We start from the raw sequence: 25001 nt of genomic DNA on the forward strand, positions 1-25001 counted from the left end.
TTTTTATTTAAAAAAGCAGTTCGGGATCCGTAAACTTATTTTTTCCCAAATGTGAATATGCCAAGGGAGTCACCTCTCTTCCCCGCGGAGTTCTTTTTATAAATCCTTCCTTGATAAGAAATGGCTCGTAAACCTCCTCTATGGTACCACTATCTTCACCAACTGCAGTTGCAATAGTTGAAATTCCAACCGGACCACCATTAAATTTATCAATTACCGTATTTAGAATTCGATTATCCATTTCATCCAAACCGTGCTTATCAATATTTAAAGCTTCTAAAGAAAATTTTGTAATACTTAAATCGATATTTCCATTTCCTTTTACTTGTGCAAAATCGCGAACTCTTCTTAAAAGTGCGTTTACAATTCGAGGAGTTCCTCTACTTCGAGAAGCAATTTCGCCAGCAGCTTCATGAGAAATTTCCACATTTAAAATTTTTGCCGATCGTTCTACAATTTTAGTTAAAACCGGAAGGTCGTAATACTCTAAATGACAGTTAATTCCAAAACGAGCACGCAAAGGAGAAGTTAGTAAACCAGAACGAGTGGTAGCTCCAATTAAGGTAAAAGGATTTAATTCTAACTGAATGGAACGCGCAGCCGGCCCCTTATCAATCATTATATCGATCTTGAAGTCTTCCATAGCAGAATACAAATACTCCTCTACAATCGGACTTAAACGATGAATTTCGTCGATAAATAGAACGTCATTAGGTTCCAAATTGGTTAAAAGTCCAGCCAAATCTCCAGGCTTATCCATTACCGGTCCCGAAGTAATCTTTAATCCTACTCCCAATTCGTTGGCTAAAATGTTAGACAGAGTTGTTTTTCCTAAACCTGGAGGTCCATGAAGTAAAACATGATCTAAAGCTTCTTCTCGCATTTTAGCAGCAGCTACAAAAATGCTTAAATTCTCGACCGTTTTCATCTGCCCACTAAAATCGCTAAATTGAAGTGGTCTTAATTTTTTTTCATACTCTTTTTCGTTATCCGAAAAGTTATTATCTCTGATATCCAGATGATCCTCCATTAGAAACAAGATTTGATTACACTCATTCGTGAACAATGAAGTGATTAATACAAAAAAAGTATTAGAATTTTTATTGATCGTTTTCTCCTAACAGCATTTATACTTTGGAGGCAAAACTGAAACTACAAATTTATTTAAAGATTTAAACTTTTAAGGACTTTAAACAGATTATCAATTTCAAAAGGTTTAGCTATGTGTCCGTTCATACCACTGTTAAGACATTTTTCTTCATTAGCAATCATGATATCGGCGGTTAAAGCGATTATTGGAATAAGCTTTCCCTCTTCTAAATTTCGAATTGCTTTTGTAGCTTCTATTCCATCCATCTCTGGCATCATGATATCCATTAAAATGAAATCGTAATTGCCATTTTTAAATTTCTCTATTGCCTCTAGTCCATTATTGGCAACATCAATAAAATAACCAAAACGTTTTAAAGTAAATTTAACAACCGTTTGATTTAGCTTATTATCCTCAACCAATAAAATGGAATAGTTTTTTGTCTCCCAGCTCATACTTTATTTCGTGGATTTTTCAATAGGTCGCAAGATAAGAAAATCATTACAAAAACTAAGTACTTAAGCGAACTAAAGATTTCCATCTAATTTAAGCTTTAAACAGGAAATTCACTCTTATCAACAAGCTTTATATTATTATTTATTTTTTTAAATTTCTTAAAAGAATATAATGATTAATATATCCTGTTAATAGTGTTGGTAACAGTTTTGAATTTTTATTGATTTTTCGCAATAATTGTATCCGCCAACAGGAAGTTAACAGTGATTGTTAATTTTAACACTATTGATATTCAATAAAATACTGAGGTTATTAACAAGCTGTTAATAACGATCTGTTGTGATAAAAATTTCGTTAAACTATATTAACAGTCTGTTGAAAACCTGTTGAGAGATGTGAATCTTGAAATGAAAAATAAAGTTGTATGGGTAAGCTATTTTTTCTATACCAGGATGAAATTGTATCCTCCAAATAAAAGATTGTAAAACTTAGTAAGGAAAAATTAACAGTCTGTTAACTGAATGTGAACAAAACTGTTGATAGTGAGAATGCGTTAATGTAAGTGTTTTATATTAAGTATTTTACAATTATATTATTACTCCAATCAAAGAGGGTATATAAAAGTCGCTTTTTATTACTCTAATGAGTAATTTTACTTAGTTTTGTAAGCTTAAATAATGAATATATTTTGCGGATTTAAAAGATTTAGATTCTAAAATTTAGAATCTATTAATCTACTTTTTTTTGAAAAAATACTACTATGAAAGGATTAAAAATTGCTATTGCATCAGATCATGCAGGTTATCAATTCAAGAATAAACTTGGAGAATTTTTAAAAGAAAATGGTTGTTTGGTTACTGATTTCGGAACCGATTCGGAAGCTAGTATGGATTACCCTGACACAGCACATCCATTGGCTGCAGCAGTTGCTGCTGAGGAGTTTGATTTTGGATTTACTTTATGTGGAAGTGGTAATGGAATTACGATGACCGCTAATAAGCATCAAAAAATTCGTGCTGCTTTATGTTGGAATGCAGAAATTGCTGAATTAGCAAGATTGCATAACAATGCAAATGTATGTGGTATTCCGGCTCGATTCATTTCTTATGAAGAAGTTGAAAAGATCGCAAAAATATTTTTATCTACTGATTTTGAGGGAGGTAGACATCAAACTAGAATTGATAAGATTCCTTTAAAATAGGATTTTAATGTTTTGATAAACAGAATCTAAATAAGGAATTAAAGAATTAAAGATGCTTTATTAGTAGTAAATATTGTTATATTTGTGCTGATTGTTAGATAAATGTGAGAGTAATACTAAATAGAAATAATGTTATCGAATACCTGTAAATATGCAATTCGTTCAGTAATTTATTTATCGCTGAATGGCACTGAAGGAAAGAAAATTGGAATCAAAAAGATTTCTGAAGATTTAGAAATTCCTACTCCATTTTTGGGCAAAATATTGCAAAGTTTAGCCAGACAAAAATTACTAACTTCAACAAAAGGACCTCATGGAGGTTTTGGTATGGGCAAAAAGCCATCAGAAATTACCTTGATGAATATTGTTGAAATTGTGGATGGTTTAGATATGTTCGAGAATTGTTTAATTGGAATGAGGCCGTGTAAATCTCATACAAGTAAGCAAGCTCCTTGTCCGGTTCACAATCAATTTGGTAGTATCCGACAATCTATTTATGATTTATTTAACGGCAAAACAATTGGTCAGTTAATTGATGAAATGGGAACAACGGAAGAATTTATTAGTTTATAATATTTTCTTTAAAAAAGATATTTTACTAAAGGGCTTGCGGTTTAACAGCAAGTCCTTTTGTTTTTTTAGCCAAGGATATAAAATAACAGCAAGTATTCCGCCCAAAATATCAGCGGTTAAATCCCAATAATCTCCGCTTCTATTGGTAAAGAAATTTTGTTGCAAATATTCAATAATACCGCCGTAAAGGGCTATTAATGAAATTATAATAGCTGTTATGTGTAGGCGTTTCCATTTTGTTTGAATACTTAGTTCTGCAAAAAGAAAAATACCCATGATAAAGAACATTGCGAAATGAACAATTTTATCGAAGTGTGGTATTTTTACGATGTTGGTTTTTGGAAGGTCATCGCCAGGAATTGAGCAGAGAATAAAAATGACTATTGCCCAGAGAATGTTACGCCAAAATAATTTAGTATTCATAAAGTTTGCCTGAAATTTATTCAAAGGTACTACGCATTTTTAAGATTTTTAATTTTTTAAAGCAATACTTTTTTCAACTATTAAGATAATTTACTTAGCCGTTTATTGTTTTATAAGCTTAAGATATAGTAATAAACTAAGTTCTATATATAGCTGTATTAGGATAAAGTAAGCAAGTGCTAAAAGGAAACAGTCAAAAAAAAAGAAATCCTTGGGATTCCTTTTTCACGTTATATTGTGTTTTATTTAATATTTTTTTAGACTACCAAGAAAGGAAATATCACTAGTGATTTTCGGGTTACCTTTGTATTTTACCGAACCAATACCAGAAATACTTACTCGAAGATTTTCTTCTACACAGATTTTGCCACTACCAACACCACTAATATCGATACTTCCCTTTTTAACAATTAAATCGTAGGCACTTACGCTTCCGGCTCCGGAAATATCAATGGAAAATTCGTCGCACTTGCCCGCAAGTGTTACGGTTGATGCTCCGCTATTATCAATTCTTAATTGGTTGGCTGTAAGTTCTAAATTGGCCGAAGAGGCACCATTTATTTCTATGTCTAATTCATCGAATCTAAGCATTTGATCGCTTTTTAAGCTTATAGCTCCATTTGCTTTTAATCCGCTAAGGTGTTTAAAACCAATGTATAATTTAAGCTCTTTCGATTTGTAAATACTTTTTTCTGTAGAGATATAAAGTACATCTCCTTTTACTATGGTTTTAATTATTTCCATTAGGTTTTCGTCGGCAACTACTTTTAAGCTATAATCATCGTTTTGCGAAAGAATTATGGTAAAAGCTCCGTTTACCTTAATGGTTTCGAAGGCAGGAACTTCTCTATTTTCGCTTTGCACATTGCCATTGCCTTTTATCCCATCGGCATGTGCAGGAAGAACACTTATAAAACTGAAAAACAGGATTAATAGGGACGAGATTGCTTTTGAAATATATTTCATAACTATTATTTTTAAAAAAGTTGGGTTTAGCTTTGTTGGTGTAAAGACACATTTAAGAATACAAGTGTTGCATTTATTTTATAAAGTGATTCATTTTATTATCGAAAATTTAGCAAGATTTTTAATTATTTTTCCGTTGAAGAGGAAAGTTTGTGAAATGAATCTAACTTGCAAAAAAAAAAAAATGATTGATATGTCGGGAGTATATTTTCACATTCCATTTTGTAGACAACTTTGCCATTATTGTGCTTTTCACAAAAGTATTTCTTTGCAGGCAAAAGAGGATATGCTGGAATGTTTAAAATTGGAATTAAAGCTTAGAAAAGATTATTTAGGAGATAATTCTTTAACTACTATCTATTTTGGAGGAGGAACGCCATCGGTGTATCAAGCAAACGAAATTGAATCGTTAATTGAAGAAGTGGCTAAGTATTTTATTATTGAGCCCAATGCCGAAATTACATTAGAGGCAAATCCAGATGATCTCACCGAAAAATACTTGCAAGAGCTTGCTAAAACTCGTGTAAATCGACTAAGTGTGGGAATTCAATCGTTTCACGATGAAGATTTGATTTTGATGAACAGAAGACATACTGGGAAAGAGGCTTTTGATGCTATTCGCAGAGCGCAAGCTTTTGGTTTCGATAATATTTCTGTAGATCAGATTTATGGAGTTCCTGGTTTGACTATGGAGAAGTGGAAGGAGAAATTAGAATTGGTTTTCGATTTAAATGTGCAGCATATTTCGTCCTACCATTTAATGTTTGATCCAAATACAATTTTTACGAAAAAGTTGGAAAAAGGGCAATTGGTAGAAATGGATGAAGAAGATAGTTTTGAGCAGTTTAACTATTTAATAGACGTTGCAAGAAAACATGGATTTGTTCATTACGAAATTTCTAATTTTTCGAAAGAAGGGTATATTTCTGAGCACAATTCTAGTTATTGGAAACAGAAAAAGTATTTAGGAATTGGTCCATCGGCACATTCTTACAATTTAGAACAAAGAGAATGGAACATTGCAAACAATTATAAATACATAACAGCAATTCGGAATAACGAGAGTTTTTCTGAAAAGGAAGATTTGAGCGAATACGATAGGTTTAATGATTTTGTATTGACTTCGCTTCGAACTTATTGGGGAATGGATTTAGAATTGGTACGTACCGATTTTGGAGAAAAATTGTATCAACATTGTATCTTAAAAACGAAAAAATACCTTTCTTCGGAACATATCCGACAGGAAAAAAATAGTATTATTTTGAATGATAAAGGGGTTTTTGTATCGAATGATATTATGTCGGATTTTTTCTGGGTGGAGGAAGAATAGTAGCTTAAATTATAAATAGTACTGCATTACTTACGATTAATAATTCTTTTTAGGATGAAAATATTTATTTCCTTTTTTCTTGTGTTTATTGGACTTGGTGTTGCCAATGTATTTTCACAAAACGATTCCATTCAGATTTTAGATCCAAGTCATTTTAATCGGGTAATGCAATTAAATAAGGAGTCGGTAGTTGTTGATTTACGGGCGAAAAAAGAGTTTAAAAAAGGGCACATTATGGGTGCTCATTTAGCAATCGATTCAAAAGAATTATATCGTTTGATTGATTCCCTTGGAACTTCGAGGGTTTATCTTTTGTACTGCAAATATGGTGATAGAAGTATTGATGCAGGTAGACTGATTAACGAAAAATATAAAATTTCGGTTTGTTCTTTAGATGGAGGATTGGATTTTTGGTTGGAAAGTGGTTTTGGATTGGAATAAATGCTTTTGCGATGCTGCAAAGTGAGTAATGAATATTTGAAAGTGTGTTTTATACAAAAAAGAGCTTTTACTAGATATACAGCTAAAAAGTAAAAGGCAGATCCCAAAAGATCTGCCTTTTTTAATAGGTGTGTATTTCCAGTTTATAAGCTGGCTTCGATCCACGACCAAGCGCTGATATCAAGTGCTTCAGCATCTTTACCACTGTTTAATTGGTACTTACTAGTTTCACCAGTTAATAGATTTGCGTCAGCAGTTGCACTTTCTATTTGAACGTTTGTTAAAGCACCAGCATCTTTCATATCAAGATCTATATCGTAACCAACAAGGTGTAAGCCAGTGATTGTAGCGCCGGATTCTTTTTTGAATTGTAGAGCGGTACCTCCAACTGTTGAAATTGCAGTTACATTCTCGAATTGTGGATTGTTATTGATCTTATCTCCTTCAAAAGCAGTCGAGAATCCTTCAATAGTATGAGAAATGTAGGTGTTCGTTATTTTTCCATTCCATCCTTCTGTCCAATCAACCGAATCATCTTCATTATTTTCTAAATATAGATTACTTACAGCTACGGTTCCTCCGAAGAATTCGATACCATCATCAGATCCATCGATAACGGCAACATTTGAGATACTTGTACCAGAACCAACAGCATATAATGAAACCCCGTTGTATTGTGATTCAGAATTGATTTGAGCACCAGTTCCTTTAATTACTAAATACTGAATAGAGCCAGAGTTATCATCATCGGTAGATCCACCATAAATAAAACCACCTACTTCAGCTTCAGAATTTGCCCCTGCAGTTGTTGTAGCTTTACCACAAATAGTTAAACCACCCCAGTCGCCTGGTTGACCTAAGTCGGATGCAATAACAACAGGTTTTTCTGAAGTACCATTAATGTGGATACTTCCTCCCATTAATACCGCAATATAAACTTCAGTTCCACCAGCAGTAGCGTGTATTTTTGTTCCTGCAGGAATGGTTAAAGAAGCACCATCTTCAACAATATAAGAGCTAGTTAAACGGTAAGCTTTACTAGCATCTAAAGTTACATCTCCAGTTACGTTTCCTGATAATTCTTCAACTATAGCAACTTCAGCATCTACCCAAGTCCAGTTTGATGGATCTACAGTAGCAGTAGCATTGTAACTATTGGTAAGCTCAGCGGCAACACCTTCAATTACAACATTTGCTAAAGGACCATTGTCTTTCATATCGATACTTACAGCATATCCGCTTAAAGATAAACCAGTGATGGTAGCACCGGATTCTTTTTTGAATTGTAAAGCAGTACCTCCTGTTGTAGAAACAGCAGTTAGATTTATAATTTTTGGATTATTATTTACTTTATCTCCTTCAATAACGGTAGAGAAATCTTCAATAGTATGCTCAACATAGGCATTAGTAATGGTTCCGCTCCAACCTTCAGTCCAATCGATAGCATCATCTTCATTGTTTTGCAAGAATAAGTTTGTAACAGAAACAGTTCCTCCAAAAAACTCAACACCATCATCAGCACCGTTAATTACAGCAATATTTTCAACACTTGTTCCCGAACCTACGGCGTAAAATGAGACTCCGTTGTATTGCGATTCTGAGTTAATTTGAGCACCGGTACCTGTTATAACAAGGTTTTTGATAGATCCTGAATTATCAGCATCGTCGGTACCACCGTAGATAAATCCACCAACCTCAGCTTCTGAATTAGCTCCTGCAGTAGTTGTAGCTTTTCCACAAATGGTTAATCCACCCCAGTCGCCAGAATTTTTGCTAGCCGAAGTCATAACAACTGGACTAGAAGTAGTACCGTTAATATTAATTTTAGCACCCATTAAAACTGCTATATAAACATCTGTTCCACCATTATCGGCTATAATTTCGGTTCCTGCAGGTATGGTAAGAGTTAATCCTTCGGGGATAATAAAGGAACCACTAAGGTCGTACTGAACACTTGCATCAAGGGTATAATCCTCGGTTAATGTTCCTTTCATTTCACCACTTTTTAGTAGTTCTATTACTGTTTCACCTGGAGTTGGTACTGGATCATCATCATCATCCGAACAACTTGATAAAAACGGTATTGCTAAAATTGCAAGACCTAAGATTTTAACTGTTAATTTTTTCATTTTAATTTCAATTTTGGAATATAAAAAAGTTATTTAGTTTTCTAATTCAAATTTATTTTTAGACCTAAACTAAGGCGGATGCCTTTTTTGTAGGACTTAATAGTTTCGTTGGAAGCATTTCCTGTAGTTGGTTGAATCTCCTGAGTTTGTTTGATTTCTGGATTCAATAAATTTTTACCGGAAAGCTTAATAGAGAATCGATCGGATAGTTTTTTGCTTACTACCATATCAAGAGTTACAAATCCTTTTTCAATAATTTCATTATTAAAAAATCTGTCGCTATAGGTGTTATCTTCGGGCGCACCTAAGGCAAAGATTTTATCGGAAGAATAGTTTGCTGTAAGGGCTGCCTGAAATTCTTTTGCTTTATTGTTGGAGAAACTAAGTGTACCATTCAGAATTAAATCGGAGGCTCCCTGCAGGTCAGTTTCGGTTTTGTTATTGTATTGAAATGCTTTAAGAAGATCCTGTTTAAACCACATTTTGGTGGCATTAAAAACCATGTTTAGTTCAGGCATTCCTGTAGCTTTTGATTTTAGAACAGCAAATCTTGTTTCGAGTTCAAGCCCATAAACATCTGCTTTATCACCGGTGTTCTCATAAATAAAATTTCCCGATGATCCCCTTGTTAATGCAAGGTTAATAGGATCGTTAATCATTTTATAAAAAGCAGAAACCGAGATTAATTGCTTAGGAGTTGGGAACATTTCCCATTTTACATCTAGATTGTAATTTTCTGAATTTTTAAGATCAGGATTTCCTTTTGTAACACGACCTGTTGGAGATACATATTCGAAGGGAGCTAATTCCTTAAATTCCGGAAGTGTAATTGTTTTACTTGCGGCCAATCGAAGTGCACCCTTATCTGTTAGCTGATATTTTAAATTAAGGGCTGGAAAAAAATGGTCGTACTTGTTTTCAAGAACCCCAATTCGTCCAACATAATTGGCTACATCCCAATCAATATCAAGTTCATCTTTTTCGTAACGAACTCCGACATTTCCAGTTAATTTATTCAATTGAAAAGCTGTATTTGCATAAGCAGCATAAACCTCTAAGTTTGCATTGTAAGTATCTGCGGATCTTTCACGTACGATTAAATCATTGCTATTATACAAGCTCTGATTCAGTAATGCTTCATTAAAATTGTCAATGGAGGCAACTTGAACACCCTTGGCTCTAATTCCAATAAATAAAGAGCTAAAATCTCTTTCTTTTTTTCTAAAGTTTCCGCCAAAATTCAATTTTAATTTTCTATCGTCTTGATCGATGAATTTTAGCTCCTCTTTTAAGTATCCATTAATTTCAGAATCTTTAATATTTTGTTGTGATTTTCTTTGCTGAAAATCTCCTACATGAGCAAACTGAACGGTGTTTTCATCGAGAATATTTACTTCGTTTCGAATACGGTTTGGTTCATCCGACTCAACTAAATTGTAAGCAAGTGCCCAATTTAATTTGTTATTTTTAGTGATTTTGTGAGTACCAAGTAGCTGACTAATCAGTAAGTCGGTTTCTTTCATGTTCTGATCTCGTACGAATGCTCCATTTTCTTGTGGATCCTGGTCGAAGACATAACCTTGTCCGTTTCTGCCTTGCTCATATAATTCATCAGAAGTTTTATGTACCCACAAAGTATTTACATGAATACTATTATTAGGATTAAAATCGTAAGTGAGATTTAAAAGACCTGTTGTATTAATTTTTGATTGGTAGGTTTCGGCATCAGTAAAAGAATTGTCCAATACATTCGAACGATACTTCTTAAATACTCCATCTGAATATTCAGACTCATTTTCGTGCGAAAGAGTGGCGAAAATGGACAAATCTTTTTCAAATAGTTTGAATTTCTTTCCTGCTAAAATGGAGAAATCATAACCCAATGGAAAGTTTCTAGTTTCAGTATTCCAACTTTTTTGATTGATTGCATTAATTGTATTGTACGACTCATTGTTAAAACCAAGAGTAAGATTCTTGTAATTTTGAGTCGTTTTAAACTTATTGAAAACGTCACTTTTAAGAACAGTTGTATTTGCTTTCGCCGAAACACCAACGGAAATTTTTTCGCTATAAGTTTTCGATACAATATCAATATTTCCTGAAGTAAGATCTCCGTAATTTTCAACCGAAAAGGTTTTACTAATACTTACGTTTTTGATAAGATCTGTTGAGAATAGGTTCAAATCGATGTTCTTTTTTTCAACATCATCCGATGGAATTGGTAAACCATTCATGGTGGTGGATAAGTATCTATCCCCTAAACCCCTAACATATACATCTCCCGAATCTTCATTTTTTGTAACACCCGAAATTTTAGAGGCGGCAGTTGCAGCATCCGAAACACCAAGCGATTCTAATTCTTGAGCTCCTATTGATTGTTTAATTTCAATCGACTTTTTTTGATCTATTAATAGAACAACTTCTGATTCTCTATTGGCTTTTGCAATCACTTTTACGTCATTAAGCTCAACAGTCGAACTTCCCAATTCAAAATTAATAGTCACCGAATTTCCCTCATTTACAGTGATATTCTCTTTTGATAAGGTTTCGTAGGAGATAAAAGAACATTTAAGAGTTACTATACCTGTAGGAATATTCGATAGGGTGTAATTTCCATCAAAATCGGTTACTGTTCCTATTGTAGTACCATCTACATATACCGATGCTCCAATTAATGCTTCTCCGGTTTTTCCATCCTTCACATTTCCCGTTGCACTTCCCTTTTGCGCAAATAAACTAACCGATGAAATGCTTAGTATTAAAACTAAGATTACTTGTTTAATCATTTTTTAAAAAATAAGTCAATACGTTTTTACTTTCTAATCACATTGCGATGTTAGGGAAGTTGTGTGATTAGAATGATAAGAGTGTTTTAAGTAAAAATTATCAAAACCAACGGTTGATGTTAACTTTAGGTTAGCCTTGGCTTCGTTTGTAAAACAAATGTGAAGTGAGCGTTAATTGGGTGTTTAGTAGAATGCTTGCTCGTACTGGTAAATAGTATGTAATTAATGTGTTATCTTTAGTTGTTTCATTATTATTACAATCCTTTTACGGAATAGTTACAGTGTTTTTACTGGCAGTTTATTTTTGATATATAAATTTTTTTACGGAAAAAATCAGTGGAAAAATGGTACCAAAAATTTTTGTTCCAGACGAGGACTAATTTATTTGGATGAACTTATTTTAAGTCGTTATTGTTAAGATTTTATTAATATTTAAGCTATTGAATTACAAGAAGATTAATGAAAACTTAACATAGATTTTCAATATTATACTACTTTTATTTAAATATTTGCCCTGTGTATTAGGAAGGATATATAAAGAGAGATAAGTTTTCCTTTTTAAAAGCGTAATTGACTGTTTAATAGGAGTATTATTAAATATTTTAAAAATATTTTGAGATAAATATGAAATTGATTTCATCGAAAAAAGTTACTGTTTATTTAAGTTTATTTGTCGCGTTGCTAAGTATAGTAATATATGGCATTGGATATATTGTACCTTTTAGTGTTTTGTATTTGTTGTTGATTGTGGGGGGAATGGGACTGTCGGTTTTTTTCATGTCTGGATATCTTGTCGATCGATTTTTATATTCCAAAATCAGAATATTGTATAAAACTATTCATGATACTCAGATAATTGATAAGGATTTAGCTCAAAAAGTGCAAAGTACCGATGCCTTGCATGCTGTTGAAATGGAAGTGGTGGAATGGAGTGAGAATCGTGGATCCTTGGTTGCTCAACTTAAAAAGCAAGAGAAATATCGGAAAGAATTTATTGGGAATGTTTCCCACGAACTAAAGACTCCTATCTTTAATATTCAAGGATATGTTCTTACCTTGTTGGATGGAGGTTTGGAAGATGAATCCATTAACAGAATGTATTTAGAGCGAACCGAGAAAAGCATCAATCGTATGATTACAATTGTTAAGGATCTGGAAGTTATTTCAAAATTAGAATCTGGCGAATTAAAATTGTGTTTCGAACGTTTTAATATTATCGATTTAATAAATGAGGTGCTGGAGATGCAGGAAATTAGAGCGAAAAAAAATAGTGTAAAGCTCGTTTTTTCTCAAGAAAATGATAGTTCTAAATTTGTGTATGCCGATAAAAAAGAAATTTTTCAAGTCGTAAATAATTTGCTTGTAAATTCTATTAAATATGGAAAAAGCAAAGGGACAACTCATATCGAAGTTATGAGTATGGATAAAAAATTCTTAATCGAAGTGCGGGATAACGGTATTGGAATTGAGTCGGATAATTTGCCTCGAATTTTTGAACGCTTTTTTAGAGTGGACAAAAGTAGATCCCGAAATATGGGCGGTTCAGGTTTAGGCCTTGCCATTGTTAAGCATATTATTGATGCTCATAATCAATCCATAAATGTTAGCAGTACCTACGGAGAGGGAACAAGTTTTACGTTTACACTTGATAAAGCGAAATAAACTAAATAACCAAAAGTATAATGGAAAGTAGCGATTACAAGATTTTATTGGTTGACGATGAATCTGATATTCTAGAGTTTTTGAGTTACAATCTGAAGAAAGAAGGTTTTCAGGTTGCCACAGCTGGAAATGGTATTGAAGCCATCGAAAAGGCAAAAAAATTCCATCCTCATTTAATTATTTTAGATGTAATGATGCCAGAAATGGATGGTATTGAGACTTGTGAAAAAATTCGGTCTATTCCTGATTTTCAGGATGTATTAATTTCTTTTTTAACTGCACGCGGTGAAGATTATTCTCAAATTGCCGGTTTCGAAGCTGGTGCCGATGACTATATCAATAAGCCAATTAAACCAAAAGTATTTATTAGCAGGGTAAATGCTCTTTTGAAGCGAGCTGGTCGAATAGCTGATGATACCTCCAATTTCAATTCTCAAATAATTACAATTGGTAATATCTCCATTGACCGCGAGCGCTACCTTATTATTCAAAATGAAAGAGAATTCTCGTTACCAAGAAAGGAATTTGAATTACTGCTATTGTTGGTATCCCGACCACAAAAGGTATTTACCCGCGACGAAATTTATGTGGCTATTTGGGGCGAAAAAATAATTGTTGGCGATCGAACAATCGACGTTCATATTCGAAAACTTCGCGAGAAAATAGGCGAACGTTTTATTCAAACCATTAAAGGGGTAGGATACAAATTTGTTGATGTAGACTAAGCATATGCCAGGGTAGCAATACTAACTTTTGCTCCCTCTGCTTTTAGTAATGCATGGGCACATGCTTCCAAAGTCGATCCTGTGGTTACTACATCATCTACTAGTAAAATATGCTTATTAATTAGACTCGATGGTTCAAGTAGGTCGAATATATTATCGACATTTTGCCATCGTTCTAATTTATTTTTTTTGGTTTGCGATTCTGTATGAATCAGGCGAACTAAATTTTTTATTGCAATTGGTTTTTGCATTGCAGTACCAAGACCAATAGCTACCATTTCGGCTTGATTGTACCCTCTTATTTTTTCTTTTTTTGTATGAAGCGGAACGGGAATAATTACATCAATATCCTTAAAAAATTCCGATTTTTTTAAACTTTCCCCAAAGTGTCTGCCCAAAGCAATTCCAATTTCTTTTTTGTTGTGATATTTTAATTTATGAATCAGTTTTTGAAATTGGCTCCCTTTGCTAAATGTATAATACGAAGCAGCGTAACTAATATTTACTCTTCCCCAAAATAAAATGGAAACAGGATTATTTTTATTCAAATGAAAATCAGTCTTGGGTAAATCAAATAAACATTTGGTGCAAATAGTGTCTTCATTTTTAAATAGGTAATTACTACAAGCCTCGCACAATCTGGGGTAAAACAAATTTAAAAAGTCGTTTAAAAAAGTAGCTATCGTGTTTTTAATTTTCATTTGGATTAGTTTGTAATATTTTCTCAATAAAAAGTTAACGCATACTTAATACTTTAATAAGCTTCTGCTAATCTCTTTTAAAGGCTACTAAACTACATTTGTTGCTGTAAGAGAATAACAATTAATCAGTTTTAAAATGTTATTCTAAAAGTAATAAATTAAGTTAATTAAAAAATACTTGGAGAGAAAGTACGCTCTTTAAATTCAAAAACAGAAAAAATGAAAAAGTTTGTATTCCTTTTTGTTGCACTACTTGCTTTAGGTTTTGAAAGTCAGGCGGTAAAAGTAGTTACGCCTGTGGGCGATAAAGAAATGGAAGTTGCCGAAATGGCAGCAATAACAACAACAAGTTTATCTGGTGTTGTTTTGGATAACGAAACTGGCGAAGCTTTAACAGGCGTTGCAATTCGTTTCGAAGGTTCGAACGAAACAGTTTACACTGATTTTGATGGGAATTTTAAAATTGCCAATGTAGTTCCTGGAAACTATAATATTTTGTCGAGTTACATTTCGTATAGCGACAATAAATTAAAAGATGTAAATGTGAATGGGCTTAATAATGTTATTCGCTTGGTTTTAAAAAAGGATTAATTTTTAAACATGAGTAGAAAGTTAACAGTTGTTTTTGGCATTTTATTTTGTCTGATTGCAAATCACTCTGTGTCGCAGGTGATTAAGGAGGTGGAAGGATTGTATTACGATACAACAGGCGATCTTTATACGGGAACCTATACCGAATTTTACGACAACGGAAATAAACGAATTGAAATGAATTTGGACGAGGGGAAGCGAAATGGAAAAATTACGCTTTACTTCGAAAATGAAAAAGTTCAGGAGGTTCGCTCTTATGTTGTTGGATTAATGGATGGCACGTGGATTACCTGGAATGATAATTCTGTGAAAATTGCGGAAGCAACCTATAAACGGAATAAAAAGCATGGAAAATGGTACATCTGGGACAATAATGGCGTTAAAAGGTACGAAATGGAATATAGTGAAGGAGAGAAAATTGGCATCTGGTATATTTGGGATAAAGATGGAAATCTTTTAAAAGAACGTAAGTTTTAGTAAATTCAACAATAATAGTTCTCTACGAGTCGCTTAATAAAAATTAAGCGGCTTTTTTTGTTTATTCTAATTGATTGTAATGAATACCTCAAAATTGTTAATATTTTTGCAATAGCAGCCTTACTATAATTATAGCAATCCGAAAATAGAATAAAATTTAATGATTTCCTTTTATCAAATAGTACGAAATAGTAAAAACTGGTTGGTGCAATCCATTCGCTTTCTGTTTACCGAATTCGCTGATTTTCTTCGAAGGAATAAATATGGCGTGATGGGAACACTGGCTTTTCATATGCTGTTAATAATAATTTTATTGGCTTTTAAATTGAATACTAATCAGGCTTATTTAGAAGCAGAAATTACGATTGATATTCCCCCTGAGCTGGCAGAACAATTTTTAAAAGAGGATAAAGAAAAGATAGAGGAGGCCTTAGAAGAAAAAAATTCTGAAATAACTAAAAGCGTTGACGAACTTCTTCGGTCAATTGCCGTAAACCAAAACGTTGCAAAATCGAAAGCAGATCCAGCTCAAAAAATCGATAAAATGATCGAAGAGATTCGGAAAGGTTTGGAGGAATATGGTTCGGATGATATTGCAGGTGGTTCCGGTGATTTGAAAGAGTTTAAAAAGGATAGTTTAACAGCTGCCGAGGCAAAGGAAAAACAAAAATTATTGGATGCTTTGGAAAGTATTGAATATAGCGGTCCGAGTAGTGTATACTATAGTTTAGAAGGTCGACATAAAATTTATTTACCTATCCCTGTATTTAAATGTGAAGGAGAAGGAATAGTTGTTGTTCAAATCACAGTGAATCAGGCGGGAAGAGTAGTTGAGGCGGAGGTGTTGGCGAAGGAGTCGGGAGTGGAAGATGATTGTTTATTTGAGGCAGCTTTACAGGCTGCTCGGCGAACAAGGTTTAATGTTAGCACAAGTGCACCGCAAGAACAAATTGGTAAAATTACCTATCATTTTGTAAAGCAATAACACTATTAATATGGTTTATTGGTATAGCATAAAAATATAATATTGATTATTAACCAATATTATATAAATTGGGAACTCGTTTTTTTATTAAAAAAATATTTTACTATGAGCTTTTTTTTAGCATACAAACTTCGTAGAGCTTCTGATACTGTTGGTATTGAACGTAAAAGAGATGCCCTTAGAAAAGACTTTGAAGAATTTGAATCTTTTGCAATTTCTGATGAATTGAAAGATTATTATGATTTGGAAGCAACGGTTTTGTCCGAAAAATTTAAATCAAATAGAAAATTGATTGAAAGTAAGAGCTATAAAAAGAGTGATCTTTTTAAAGAAGAAAAGAATTTTAAGCGATTTCAAAAATCTACAAAATTCAAAACTTATTTTCGTGTGAAGGACTCGAACGAGTTGTCTACTTTTGAGCTAACTAAAGCATCAGAGGAAATTTCCCGATTTAAAGAATTAGATAAGATTGTTCATTCGGCGAGTTTTAATAAGAAAGAACAGACTGATGAATTGAACGAGTTTAAGAAATTGCAGAATTCGCAACGTATTAAGGATTTTTTCAAATTCGAAAAATCAAAATCCTACAAAATTTTTAGTGCACTTCAAGCTTCTAAAGAATTGGAAGATTATTTGAAATTGGAAGAAAAAATAAGTTCAGAGGAGTTTCGTTCCGAAAAAGCGGATTTGTTGGATAAAAAGAGATTCGAAAAAACCGATGATTATAAAAAACTTCAAGAATATTTAAAATTGAAGGAGTCGGATAAGTATAAAAAGTATTTTGCATTAAAGAAAAAGAATTCTTTTGCAGAAGTAAGCAAGTGGGAACTAAGCTTTACGGAAGAATTCGATTCTAAAAAATTAGATTCTGAAAAATGGATCAATAAATATTTTTGGGCTGAGGAATTGTTGAATAAAGGATATAGTTTGAATTCCGACCTACATACCTTTACCGAAGGAAAAAATATCGATTATTCTGCTTCTTCCATTTTATTGCAGGCGCGCAAAGAAAAACAAGAAGGTTTGTTGTGGAATCCAGCAATTGGTTTTGCGCCTAAAGAATTTGATTATACTTCAGCCATTATCAATACAGGAAAGTCATTTCGCCAAAAATATGGTCGTTTCGAGGCTAAAATTAAGCTAACAAACCCGAATCAGGTAACCCATTCGTTTTGGATGGTAGCCGATAAAAATATGCCACATATTGATGTTTTAAAGACCTCTGACGATGGTAAAATTAAGATAGGGAATTATTGGGGAGCCGAGAATCAAATCAATTCAAAACAGTTTAAAATTAAAGGAGTTGATATTTCGAAGGGATACTTTATTTATACTTTAGATTGGAATAAAAATGAGTTGGTTTGGAAAATTAATGATGTGGTAGTAAAAACACAAACCGAAGGTGTTCCGCAAGATCCAATGTATTTAAATTTTAGCATGGGTATTACTAAAGAACAAGCAAACGTAAATGCGTCACTCGAAATTGATTGGGTAAGATGCTACAAAATAAAGGAATAAAAAAAGTGCCCAATTCAAATGGGCACTTTTTTAATTTAGTGAAGTTCCAACATTAAATACACTAAAGTAATTATCAATTGAATCGGCAAGTTGAGATTTTAAATCATCCAACTCTTCTTTTTCCATTTCCTCTTCATCCCAATAGGTAAGAATAATATTCAGATAATCTTTAATTAGTTCCGGAGAGGTTTCTAAACCTAAATCACGTCTTAGTAGGAGATTGAATTCGGCAAACCATAACAATGCAATTTTATGTTCGTGCACAGTTCCTTCCACGAAAGAACTAAGAGATTTAAACTCTAAAAATTTTTTAATGGTTTTTTCCGAGGCTAAGTAGTACAATCTTGTGCCTAATTCTAGGAATTCTTTTTGAAGCTTTTTAAAATTACTTTTGCTCTTTTTTTCGCACAATATCTTCATGAAAAAAGCATTAATTCGGAGAAATTCTTCGCGTTTTTCGGTGGATATAATAGTAGCGGCAGGAGTTTTTTTGGAGTCTTTTTTTGTTTCAGTTTCGCTAGCAACTTGAATAGTGTTTCTCTTTTCCTGAATTAAATAGAAAATTAAGAAAGCGAGTGCCGCCAAGCTTAAAATCTGTAATAGGATTGAGGTGGTTTCCATGGCTTGTATTTTTTGACATATGATTACTAAGGTTGAAAACTTGTAACAAGTTTGTAATTAAAAATTTACGAAATATTATGTTGGTACACAAGACTAGAATCCCTGTTTTTATTTATCGTTGATTTTATTGGATAAACAGACTGTTTTTCGGGACTAAAAAATGATTTTAAGTTTTTATAAATTAAGTGGCAAATTTGGTAAAATTGCGCTTGTAAAAATTATGTTTATAAGATAAAATTTGTGTTCAGATTGTTTCCAAATCTGTTTCTTTTTTTATTTCCTAAAATGAATTTGAAATTAAACAGTATTATTTTTTTTAAATTAAAAAAAGCCGACCATAGGGTCGGCTTCTTTCTAGCAATGATTTTGTGTTTATTTTTTAGAGAATAAATCGTATAAACGATGTTCTATTTGTGTGGATAACCGGAACATTACCGGCGCAATAACTAGGGTTAAAAAAGTTGCAAAACTTAGTCCAAATATAATTGTCCATGACATTGGTCCCCAGAAAGCTGTACTATCACCTCCAAATGATAAATGAGGATTAAATTCACTAAACAGGGTAAAAAAGTCGAAATTCATTCCCAGTGCCAAAGGAAATAATCCAAGTACCGTGGTTATTGCAGTAAGCATTACCGGACGTAATCTTGTTTTACCTGCTTGAGCAATACATTCAACTTCTTCAGCAGAAGTTAAATAATTCCGATTACTCATATCGCTTGTTTCAATTTTACGTTTCCGCAATAAATCAATGTAATCGATAAGTACAATTCCGTTGTTTACTACAATTCCGGCCAAGGAAATAATACCAATTCCTGTCATTAAAACTACAAATGGCATGTTGAAAATTCCTAAACCAAGAAATACGCCGATGGTACTAAATAGTACGGTAATCATTATAATTAATGGCTTAATTGCAGAATTAAATTGGGATACCAATATCAAAGTAATTAAAGCAAGTGCTAATAGTAGCGCTTGAGTTAAAAAGGCAGATGTTTCCTCCTGCTCTTCCTGTTCTCCGGTTAATTTATGCGTATAGCCTTTTGGCATTTCGAAATCGGCTAAAACCGTTTTAATTTTCGCATTTATTTCGTTGGCATTAAAGCCTTCTTCTACGTTCGAAAATAGGGTTACAACACGTGTATTATCTATTCTATTGATTCGTTCGTAGGTGGAACCGTAGCTATAAGTAGTAACTGCCGAAATGGGAATTTGAACCATTTGGTTGTTAATTGGACTCATTATATTTATTTTCTGATTCATTAAAGATGGAACATCGTAACGGTATTTATCTGCTAAACGAAGCATTATATCGTACTCATCTTCTCCATCTTTAAATTTCGAAACTTCTAAACCATACAGCGAATTACGAAGGGCACGTGCTACTTGGTTGGTTGATAAACCAAATCGTCTTACTTTATCACGATCTATATTAATTAGCATTTCTGGTTTTCCTTGGTCCAGATCGAGCTTTAATTCTTCAACTCCAGAAATTCGTTCGTCGTCTAATTTTTGTTTTACACGATTTGCCTGAATCAATAGTTGTTCAAAATTATCTCCCGAAATTTCAATATTAATTGGGTATCCTACTGGCGGTCCGTCGGAATTTTTTTCCACGAAAATTTTAGCACCTACAAAACCATGAAAATTAGCAGTTAACTGCTTCATTATTTCCGAGGTACTAACTCCATTTCGTTGCTTATATTCAACGAAAGAAATACTTGTTAATGATTTATTTGCAGATCGGGAACCTTCAAACATGCCACCTTTACCGGATCCAACATTCGTGGAAATGGATCGAATGATAGTCTTATAAGGTTCCATAGTTTCCTTCACAATTTTTTCTACCTGAAACGATATTTCGTTCGATTTATGAATATCTGTACCCAAAGGAAGCTCCATGGTTACATACAAGGATTTAGGATTGTTATCGGGAAAGAAAACGACCTTAGGAGCTCTACCAATTTGGAAGTAGAAAATAACAGAAAAAATCATCAGCGCGAAGGTTCCTAAAAAGAAAAGCAAGGGACGAATACCTTTAAGTGCATACCGAAGCGTTTTTTCGTAGGAGTTTTCAAGTATTACTAAAAAGTACTGTTGAAACCAACGTGCAAATGGTTTTAATACTATCAGATTTAGGAGAATTAAAACTCCTACACACGAAAGCAAATTTGCCAGTACATAGGTATCTAATACTCCAAATACTGTAAATGCATAAAATGGGATAGAAGCAAGAAAGAAGGATCCTGAAATTAGTAAAAATTTTTTCGAATTAATCTTTTTGGAAATATCATCTATTTTAACAAAAGTGGCAGTAAATACAGGGTTTAAAATTAATGCAACAAATAAAGAGGAGGACAATACAATGATTAATGTAATGGGCAGGTATTTCATAAATTCACCCATAATTCCGGTCCATAATAGCAATGGAAAGAAAGCGGCTAGAGTAGTTGCTGTCGAGGAAATAATTGGTCCGGCAATTTCACTTACTCCTTGCTTGGTTGCTTCTAATTTCGAGAGTCCTTCTTGGTGTAGTCGATATACATTTTCAACTACCACAATCGCATTATCTACGAGCATTCCTAAAGCCAAAATTAAAGAGAACAGAACCATTTGATTTACGGTGTATCCCATTTTATTTAGCAGGATAAAGGAAATAAACATCGACATTGGAATTGCCAAACCTGAGAATAGTGCATTACGCAAGCCCATAAACAAATAAAGAATCAGAATCACCAATAACATTCCCATGATAATGGAATTCTCCAAATCGCTAACTTGGCCACGAACATCTTCTGAAGTATCATCGGTAACGGTTACTTTTAGGCTTCTTGGTAGGTTTCCCAACTCTTTTTCTTTCGAGATAATTTTATAAATCTCGTCGGTGGCTGCGAGTAGGTTTTCTCCTGATTTTTTAGAAATGGAAAGGGAAACAACAGGATTATTATTTAAACGGGAAATAGAGGAAAGTTCTTCATAACCATCCTCAATATCGGCTACATCTTTTAGGTAAACAACTCTGCCATTAGTAACTTTAACAATGGTATTTTCGATTTGTTTCATGTTCGTGTAATCGGCACTTGTCCTGATACTACGTCTTGTGTTATCAGTTATTAAAGTACCGGCACTTACAGTTACATTTTCGTCGCCAATAGCAGTTTCAATGTCATGAAAAGAAACACCATTTGCCTCCATTTTGTGTAAATCGGCATTAATTTTTATTTCTCTTTCATCAATACCTTTAATATCTGCCTCAGATACTTCGGGTAAAGCTTCAAACTTATCTTGAAGGTCTTCGGCAAAACCTTTTAAGTCGTCTAAACCAAAATCACCAGATAAATTGATGTTTAAGATTGGAAAATCGGCGATATCAATATCCTCAACGATAGGATCTACATCTAAATCATCAGGCAATTCGCTTAGCGATTTATCTACCTTGTCTTTAGTGTCTTGTAGCGCTTGTTTTACATTTACATTGGTGTTAAATTCTACTACAATCAAACTCATATCCTCGTAAGAGGCAGAGGACATTTTTTTTACTCCTTTAAGTGATTTTAGTTCCTTTTCAATGGGTCTGGTTACTAAATTCTCGATATCAACAGGTGAATTTCCTGGATAAGGAGTCGTGATCAGAATATTTGGGATCACCACTTCGGGGAAGTATTCCCGAGGCATACTTTGGTACGAAAACCATCCAAACAGACAGAGAATTGCAGTTAGAATAAAAATAGAATTCTTATTTTTTAATGCACTGTAGGTTGGTTTAAACTGCCTTTGATTTTCTTCGGCAGTGCTGGTATCTTTGATTTTATCCATTTTATTCGAAATTATTTGGTGCTAATCAGCGATCCGTTCACAACTTGAGAGTATCCTTCTGTAATTATTTGATCACCAAGTGTTAGTCCCGATTCAATTAGGGATACATTGTTATAGGTTTTGGATACATTTACATAGGTTTTTCTGGCTACAAGATGTTTTTCTTCTTGCTTAGCTACATACAGGTAGTTTCCTTCAAAGTCTTTTTTAATAATTATGGAAGGAATAACTATTGCATCCTTAACTTCATAATCTTTTATTTTTACTACTGAAATTAAATTTGGTTTGATCAGGTGCTTTGGGTTGGTCAAATTAATTCGAATTTTAAAACTTCGGTTTCCTGGATCAATAACATTGGATGTTCGGTATATTTTTGCTTCGGTTTGGTAATTAATTGCTGGGAAATCTAATGCTGCAAGTTCGCCAGCTTTTATATATGGTAAAAAGCTTTCGGAAACATCTCCCTCAACATATACATTATCGATATTTACAAGCTGGGCGAAAGGGATAGAAGGGCTTGCTAATTCTCCTTTTTTCTGATGTATTTCATCCACAATACCGTTAAAAGGAGCTTTAATAATTGCCATATCTTTTTGTGCTTCTAAACCTTCCAATTTACGTTCGAGACCTTCTTTATTTGTTTTTGCCTGCAGGTATTCTATTTCGGACCCGATTTTTTGATTCCACAAACGCGATTGTCTTTCGAAGATAGTAGTGTTGAGCGCTAAATTTGTTTTTACTTCGTCAATTTGTTGCTGAATTTGTGAGGTATTTAATTTTCCAAGAATATCTCCTTTATTTACATGCTGTCCTTCCGTTACATCTATCGAAATAATATTTCCGGCAGTTTCTGGTGTTATGGTGATGTTTTTATCGGCTTCCACATTACCGGTTATCTGTATGTAGTGTTCAAATTTCGAAGGGGTCAATTTCTCTACCAAAACGTTTATGGTTTCTTCGTCATCACTCGCGTTTTTAATTTCATTTTCTAAATCAGAAATTTTTTCTTTCAGTAAAACAAGCTCCGATTTATATTCTTTTAATTGTTCGGCTTTGTTTTCATTTTCTTTGGCGTTCTGAGCAGAACACGCAAAAAGTAATGGAATAATACAGGCTATAATTAAGTGCTTCATTTTATATTATTTTTTGTGGAGTGTTAGATATTATAAATTACCCAAAGCTTTTTCGAATGCAATTTTCGAATTTAATAGCGTGAGTGTTGAATTGATGTAAGCTGAGTGCGTATCTAAATATTGTTTTTCATTTTCAGAAAGTTCAGTACTGGTCGAAATTCCTTCGTTGAATTTGATTCGTGTTCTATCGAAAATTCGCTTGGCTATTTTTAAACCTTCTCTATCATTTTCATATTTCTCCTGTGCGTTCAACAAATTGGTAAAAGACAGACTAACATCCATTTGTAGATTTTGTTGTGTCATTTCCTGTTGATTTTCCAGTTTCATAAAATTGATTTTTTCCTGCTTAATTCTAGATCGTTTTTGTCCTGCCGAAAAAATTGGCATTTTTAACTGAAAACCTAAAACCGAGGATTTAAACCATGGTACTTCCGATTTGAAAACATTGGTGTAATCGGAACTTGTATTTTTTCCATAGTTATAAAAGGCTGATATAGTTGGTAAATAAGCTGCTTGTTCTTTCTTAATTATTAATTCTTGTGCTTTCATTTGAGTTTGGAGCACTCTAAAGTCGATATGGTTGGACAGATTAAAATTGTTGATAACAGGCGATTCTGTGCGAATAGGATCAACAAGTTCCTCTAAACTATTCGTTAATTCAAGCTTTTCATTAATTGCTAATCCCAAACCAAAATTTAAAATAATTCGTGAAGTTTGAATAGCTCTTTTGGCATCGGCCAATTTATTTTTACTGGTATTTAGTAGTAGTCGAATTTGATCAACATCTAGTTCCTCTCTAAAGCCATTTTGATGATACGCACTGGTTTCGTTTAATAGTTTCTCATTTATTTCTACATTTTCCAGAATGGTTTTGTAATTTTCTTCGGCTACTAAAACAGTAAAGTACGACTGCGAAATGGTATTGATAATTTCAATTTCAGTTTTTTCTTTTTGATCGTTTGATAGTTGAACAAATACTTTTGCAGCCATTGTACCAACAATATACGATCCATCGAAAATTTTCTGATTCACACTTATAGATGCTGAACTAGTATAACGTTGCCCAAATTTAATTGGCGTATAAGTGCCTGGCGTTCCTCCAAAAAACTCGGAAGGCAACAACGAAACCGATAAATCAAGATTGTTACTGTAGTCAGCAGCAACATCAATTTGTGGTAAACCATCAGCAATTGTTTCCCAAACTTTCTTTCTGGCTACTTGTAAATCATACGCAGCTCCCTTTACCGAGTACGAATTTTCTAAAGCATATTGCTGTGCTTCGGCTAAGGTGAATTGTCGGTTGAATTCAGTTTGTGCTTTCGCAACAGGACTGAAACCAAGTAAAATCACCATAAAAATTAGTAGGATGTGTTTCAT

The 25001-nt window shown here is 33.3% G+C and carries 21 protein-coding genes; 10 read left to right on the plus strand and 11 right to left on the minus strand.

All coding sequences use genetic code 11. The annotated features are described in order from the left end of the window. Positions 1-7: 7 nt before the first annotated feature. Together ruvB and BZG02_RS09395 are read right to left on the minus strand one after the other, a co-directional pair. Positions 8-1030 carry a Holliday junction branch migration DNA helicase RuvB gene (gene ruvB, locus BZG02_RS09390; RefSeq protein WP_101261163.1) on the minus strand — a complete coding sequence of 341 codons (1023 nt, stop codon included), beginning with the start codon at positions 1028-1030 and terminating at the stop codon, positions 8-10. Positions 1031-1164: 134 nt separating this feature from the next. Next, on the minus strand, positions 1165-1545 hold the full coding sequence (locus BZG02_RS09395) for a response regulator (protein ID WP_101261164.1): 381 nt from the start codon (positions 1543-1545) through the stop codon (positions 1165-1167). Positions 1546-2306: 761 nt separating this feature from the next. On the opposite strand from BZG02_RS09395, the gene rpiB reads away from it, so the two are divergent. Then, positions 2307-2747 carry a ribose 5-phosphate isomerase B gene (gene rpiB / locus BZG02_RS09400; RefSeq protein WP_101261165.1) on the plus strand — a complete coding sequence of 147 codons (441 nt, stop codon included), beginning with the start codon at positions 2307-2309 and terminating at the stop codon, positions 2745-2747. A gap of 129 nt (positions 2748-2876) precedes the next feature. Continuing rightward, positions 2877-3320, plus strand: coding sequence for an RrF2 family transcriptional regulator (locus BZG02_RS09405; protein WP_101261166.1), 444 nt, complete (start codon positions 2877-2879; stop codon positions 3318-3320). Here the strand turns inward: BZG02_RS09405 and BZG02_RS09410 are convergent. Then, positions 3315-3743, minus strand: a complete 429-nt coding sequence (locus BZG02_RS09410) for a VanZ family protein (protein ID WP_101261167.1) — start codon at positions 3741-3743, stop codon at positions 3315-3317. The genes BZG02_RS09405 and BZG02_RS09410 overlap by 6 nt on opposite strands. 246 nt (positions 3744-3989) lie before the next feature. Next, positions 3990-4709, minus strand: a complete 720-nt coding sequence (locus BZG02_RS09415) for a head GIN domain-containing protein (RefSeq protein WP_101261211.1) — start codon at positions 4707-4709, stop codon at positions 3990-3992. Positions 4710-4893: 184 nt separating this feature from the next. Here BZG02_RS09415 and hemW point away from each other — a divergent pair, with 184 nt between their 5' ends. Together hemW and BZG02_RS09425 are read left to right on the plus strand one after the other, a co-directional pair. Further along, entirely contained in the window at positions 4894-6039 is a 1146-nt protein-coding gene (hemW, locus tag BZG02_RS09420; RefSeq protein ID WP_180335683.1) for a radical SAM family heme chaperone HemW, read from the plus strand. A gap of 54 nt (positions 6040-6093) precedes the next feature. Next, positions 6094-6480 (plus strand): rhodanese-like domain-containing protein, encoded by a 387-nt coding sequence (locus tag BZG02_RS09425; RefSeq protein ID WP_101261169.1) that lies wholly within the window; start codon positions 6094-6096, stop codon positions 6478-6480. A 143-nt stretch (positions 6481-6623) separates the two neighbouring features. On the opposite strand, the gene BZG02_RS09430 is transcribed toward BZG02_RS09425, so the two are convergent. Beyond that, positions 6624-8609 carry a hypothetical protein gene (locus BZG02_RS09430; protein ID WP_101261170.1) on the minus strand — a complete coding sequence of 662 codons (1986 nt, stop codon included), beginning with the start codon at positions 8607-8609 and terminating at the stop codon, positions 6624-6626. Positions 8610-8650: 41 nt separating this feature from the next. After that, positions 8651-11395 carry a TonB-dependent receptor gene (locus BZG02_RS09435; RefSeq protein ID WP_101261171.1) on the minus strand — a complete coding sequence of 915 codons (2745 nt, stop codon included), beginning with the start codon at positions 11393-11395 and terminating at the stop codon, positions 8651-8653. Between the two features lie 624 nt (positions 11396-12019). On the opposite strand from BZG02_RS09435, the gene BZG02_RS09440 reads away from it, so the two are divergent. Then, positions 12020-13057: a sensor histidine kinase gene (locus tag BZG02_RS09440; protein WP_101261172.1), complete on the plus strand. Its 1038-nt coding sequence runs from the start codon at positions 12020-12022 to the stop codon at positions 13055-13057. 20 nt (positions 13058-13077) lie between these two features. After that, positions 13078-13782, plus strand: a complete 705-nt coding sequence (locus BZG02_RS09445; RefSeq protein WP_101261173.1) for a response regulator transcription factor — start codon at positions 13078-13080, stop codon at positions 13780-13782. Here BZG02_RS09445 and BZG02_RS09450 read toward each other — a convergent pair. Next, a complete protein-coding gene (locus BZG02_RS09450) occupies positions 13779-14483 on the minus strand; it encodes a ComF family protein (protein WP_101261174.1) in 705 nt (234 codons plus the stop codon). The genes BZG02_RS09445 and BZG02_RS09450 overlap by 4 nt on opposite strands. A 219-nt stretch (positions 14484-14702) precedes the next feature. Here BZG02_RS09450 and BZG02_RS09455 point away from each other — a divergent pair, with 219 nt between their 5' ends. The 4 genes from BZG02_RS09455 (at position 14703) to BZG02_RS09470 (ending at position 18054) form a co-directional block, all read left to right on the plus strand. Continuing rightward, positions 14703-15074: a carboxypeptidase-like regulatory domain-containing protein gene (locus BZG02_RS09455; protein WP_101261175.1), complete on the plus strand. Its 372-nt coding sequence runs from the start codon at positions 14703-14705 to the stop codon at positions 15072-15074. 9 nt (positions 15075-15083) lie between these two features. Beyond that, entirely contained in the window at positions 15084-15551 is a 468-nt protein-coding gene (locus BZG02_RS09460) for a toxin-antitoxin system YwqK family antitoxin (protein WP_143470444.1), read from the plus strand. A 160-nt stretch (positions 15552-15711) separates the two neighbouring features. Then, complete coding sequence (locus BZG02_RS09465; RefSeq protein ID WP_101261176.1) at positions 15712-16536, plus strand: energy transducer TonB family protein; 825 nt, start codon at positions 15712-15714, stop codon at positions 16534-16536. A gap of 105 nt (positions 16537-16641) precedes the next feature. Next, positions 16642-18054 carry a glycoside hydrolase family 16 protein gene (locus tag BZG02_RS09470; protein WP_101261177.1) on the plus strand — a complete coding sequence of 471 codons (1413 nt, stop codon included), beginning with the start codon at positions 16642-16644 and terminating at the stop codon, positions 18052-18054. Positions 18055-18084: 30 nt separating this feature from the next. Here the strand turns inward: BZG02_RS09470 and BZG02_RS09475 are convergent, their stop codons facing one another. The 4 genes from BZG02_RS09475 to BZG02_RS09490 form a co-directional block, all read right to left on the minus strand. Next, positions 18085-18675, minus strand: a complete 591-nt coding sequence (locus BZG02_RS09475) for a hypothetical protein (protein ID WP_101261178.1) — start codon at positions 18673-18675, stop codon at positions 18085-18087. Positions 18676-19047: 372 nt separating this feature from the next. After that, complete coding sequence (locus BZG02_RS09480) at positions 19048-22491, minus strand: efflux RND transporter permease subunit (RefSeq protein WP_101261179.1); 3444 nt, start codon at positions 22489-22491, stop codon at positions 19048-19050. Between the two features lie 11 nt (positions 22492-22502). Beyond that, positions 22503-23624, minus strand: coding sequence for an efflux RND transporter periplasmic adaptor subunit (locus BZG02_RS09485; RefSeq protein ID WP_101261180.1), 1122 nt, complete (start codon positions 23622-23624; stop codon positions 22503-22505). A 30-nt stretch (positions 23625-23654) separates the two neighbouring features. Further along, positions 23655-25001, minus strand: coding sequence for a TolC family protein (locus BZG02_RS09490; RefSeq protein WP_101261181.1), 1347 nt, complete (start codon positions 24999-25001; stop codon positions 23655-23657).

The organism is Labilibaculum filiforme (genome assembly GCF_002843315.1).
GTDB lineage: Bacteria > Bacteroidota > Bacteroidia > Bacteroidales > Marinifilaceae > Labilibaculum > Labilibaculum filiforme.

Excerpts from the sequence above, each read along its gene's own strand:
- ruvB (WP_101261163.1), bottom strand. The coding sequence starts at position 1,030 with ATGGAGGATCATCTGGATATCAGAGATAATAACTTTTCGGATAACGAA.
- BZG02_RS09395 (WP_101261164.1), bottom strand. The coding sequence starts at position 1,545 with ATGAGCTGGGAGACAAAAAACTATTCCATTTTATTGGTTGAGGATAAT.
- rpiB (WP_101261165.1), top strand. The coding sequence starts at position 2,307 with ATGAAAGGATTAAAAATTGCTATTGCATCAGATCATGCAGGTTATCAA.
- BZG02_RS09405 (WP_101261166.1), top strand. The coding sequence starts at position 2,877 with ATGTTATCGAATACCTGTAAATATGCAATTCGTTCAGTAATTTATTTA.
- BZG02_RS09410 (WP_101261167.1), bottom strand. The coding sequence starts at position 3,743 with ATGAATACTAAATTATTTTGGCGTAACATTCTCTGGGCAATAGTCATT.
- BZG02_RS09415 (WP_101261211.1), bottom strand. The coding sequence starts at position 4,709 with ATGAAATATATTTCAAAAGCAATCTCGTCCCTATTAATCCTGTTTTTC.
- hemW (WP_180335683.1), top strand. The coding sequence starts at position 4,894 with ATGATTGATATGTCGGGAGTATATTTTCACATTCCATTTTGTAGACAA.
- BZG02_RS09425 (WP_101261169.1), top strand. The coding sequence starts at position 6,094 with ATGAAAATATTTATTTCCTTTTTTCTTGTGTTTATTGGACTTGGTGTT.
- BZG02_RS09430 (WP_101261170.1), bottom strand. The coding sequence starts at position 8,609 with ATGAAAAAATTAACAGTTAAAATCTTAGGTCTTGCAATTTTAGCAATA.
- BZG02_RS09435 (WP_101261171.1), bottom strand. The coding sequence starts at position 11,395 with ATGATTAAACAAGTAATCTTAGTTTTAATACTAAGCATTTCATCGGTT.
- BZG02_RS09440 (WP_101261172.1), top strand. The coding sequence starts at position 12,020 with ATGAAATTGATTTCATCGAAAAAAGTTACTGTTTATTTAAGTTTATTT.
- BZG02_RS09445 (WP_101261173.1), top strand. The coding sequence starts at position 13,078 with ATGGAAAGTAGCGATTACAAGATTTTATTGGTTGACGATGAATCTGAT.
- BZG02_RS09450 (WP_101261174.1), bottom strand. The coding sequence starts at position 14,483 with ATGAAAATTAAAAACACGATAGCTACTTTTTTAAACGACTTTTTAAAT.
- BZG02_RS09455 (WP_101261175.1), top strand. The coding sequence starts at position 14,703 with ATGAAAAAGTTTGTATTCCTTTTTGTTGCACTACTTGCTTTAGGTTTT.
- BZG02_RS09460 (WP_143470444.1), top strand. The coding sequence starts at position 15,084 with ATGAGTAGAAAGTTAACAGTTGTTTTTGGCATTTTATTTTGTCTGATT.
- BZG02_RS09465 (WP_101261176.1), top strand. The coding sequence starts at position 15,712 with ATGATTTCCTTTTATCAAATAGTACGAAATAGTAAAAACTGGTTGGTG.
- BZG02_RS09470 (WP_101261177.1), top strand. The coding sequence starts at position 16,642 with ATGAGCTTTTTTTTAGCATACAAACTTCGTAGAGCTTCTGATACTGTT.
- BZG02_RS09475 (WP_101261178.1), bottom strand. The coding sequence starts at position 18,675 with ATGGAAACCACCTCAATCCTATTACAGATTTTAAGCTTGGCGGCACTC.
- BZG02_RS09480 (WP_101261179.1), bottom strand. The coding sequence starts at position 22,491 with ATGGATAAAATCAAAGATACCAGCACTGCCGAAGAAAATCAAAGGCAG.
- BZG02_RS09485 (WP_101261180.1), bottom strand. The coding sequence starts at position 23,624 with ATGAAGCACTTAATTATAGCCTGTATTATTCCATTACTTTTTGCGTGT.
- BZG02_RS09490 (WP_101261181.1), bottom strand. The coding sequence starts at position 25,001 with ATGAAACACATCCTACTAATTTTTATGGTGATTTTACTTGGTTTCAGT.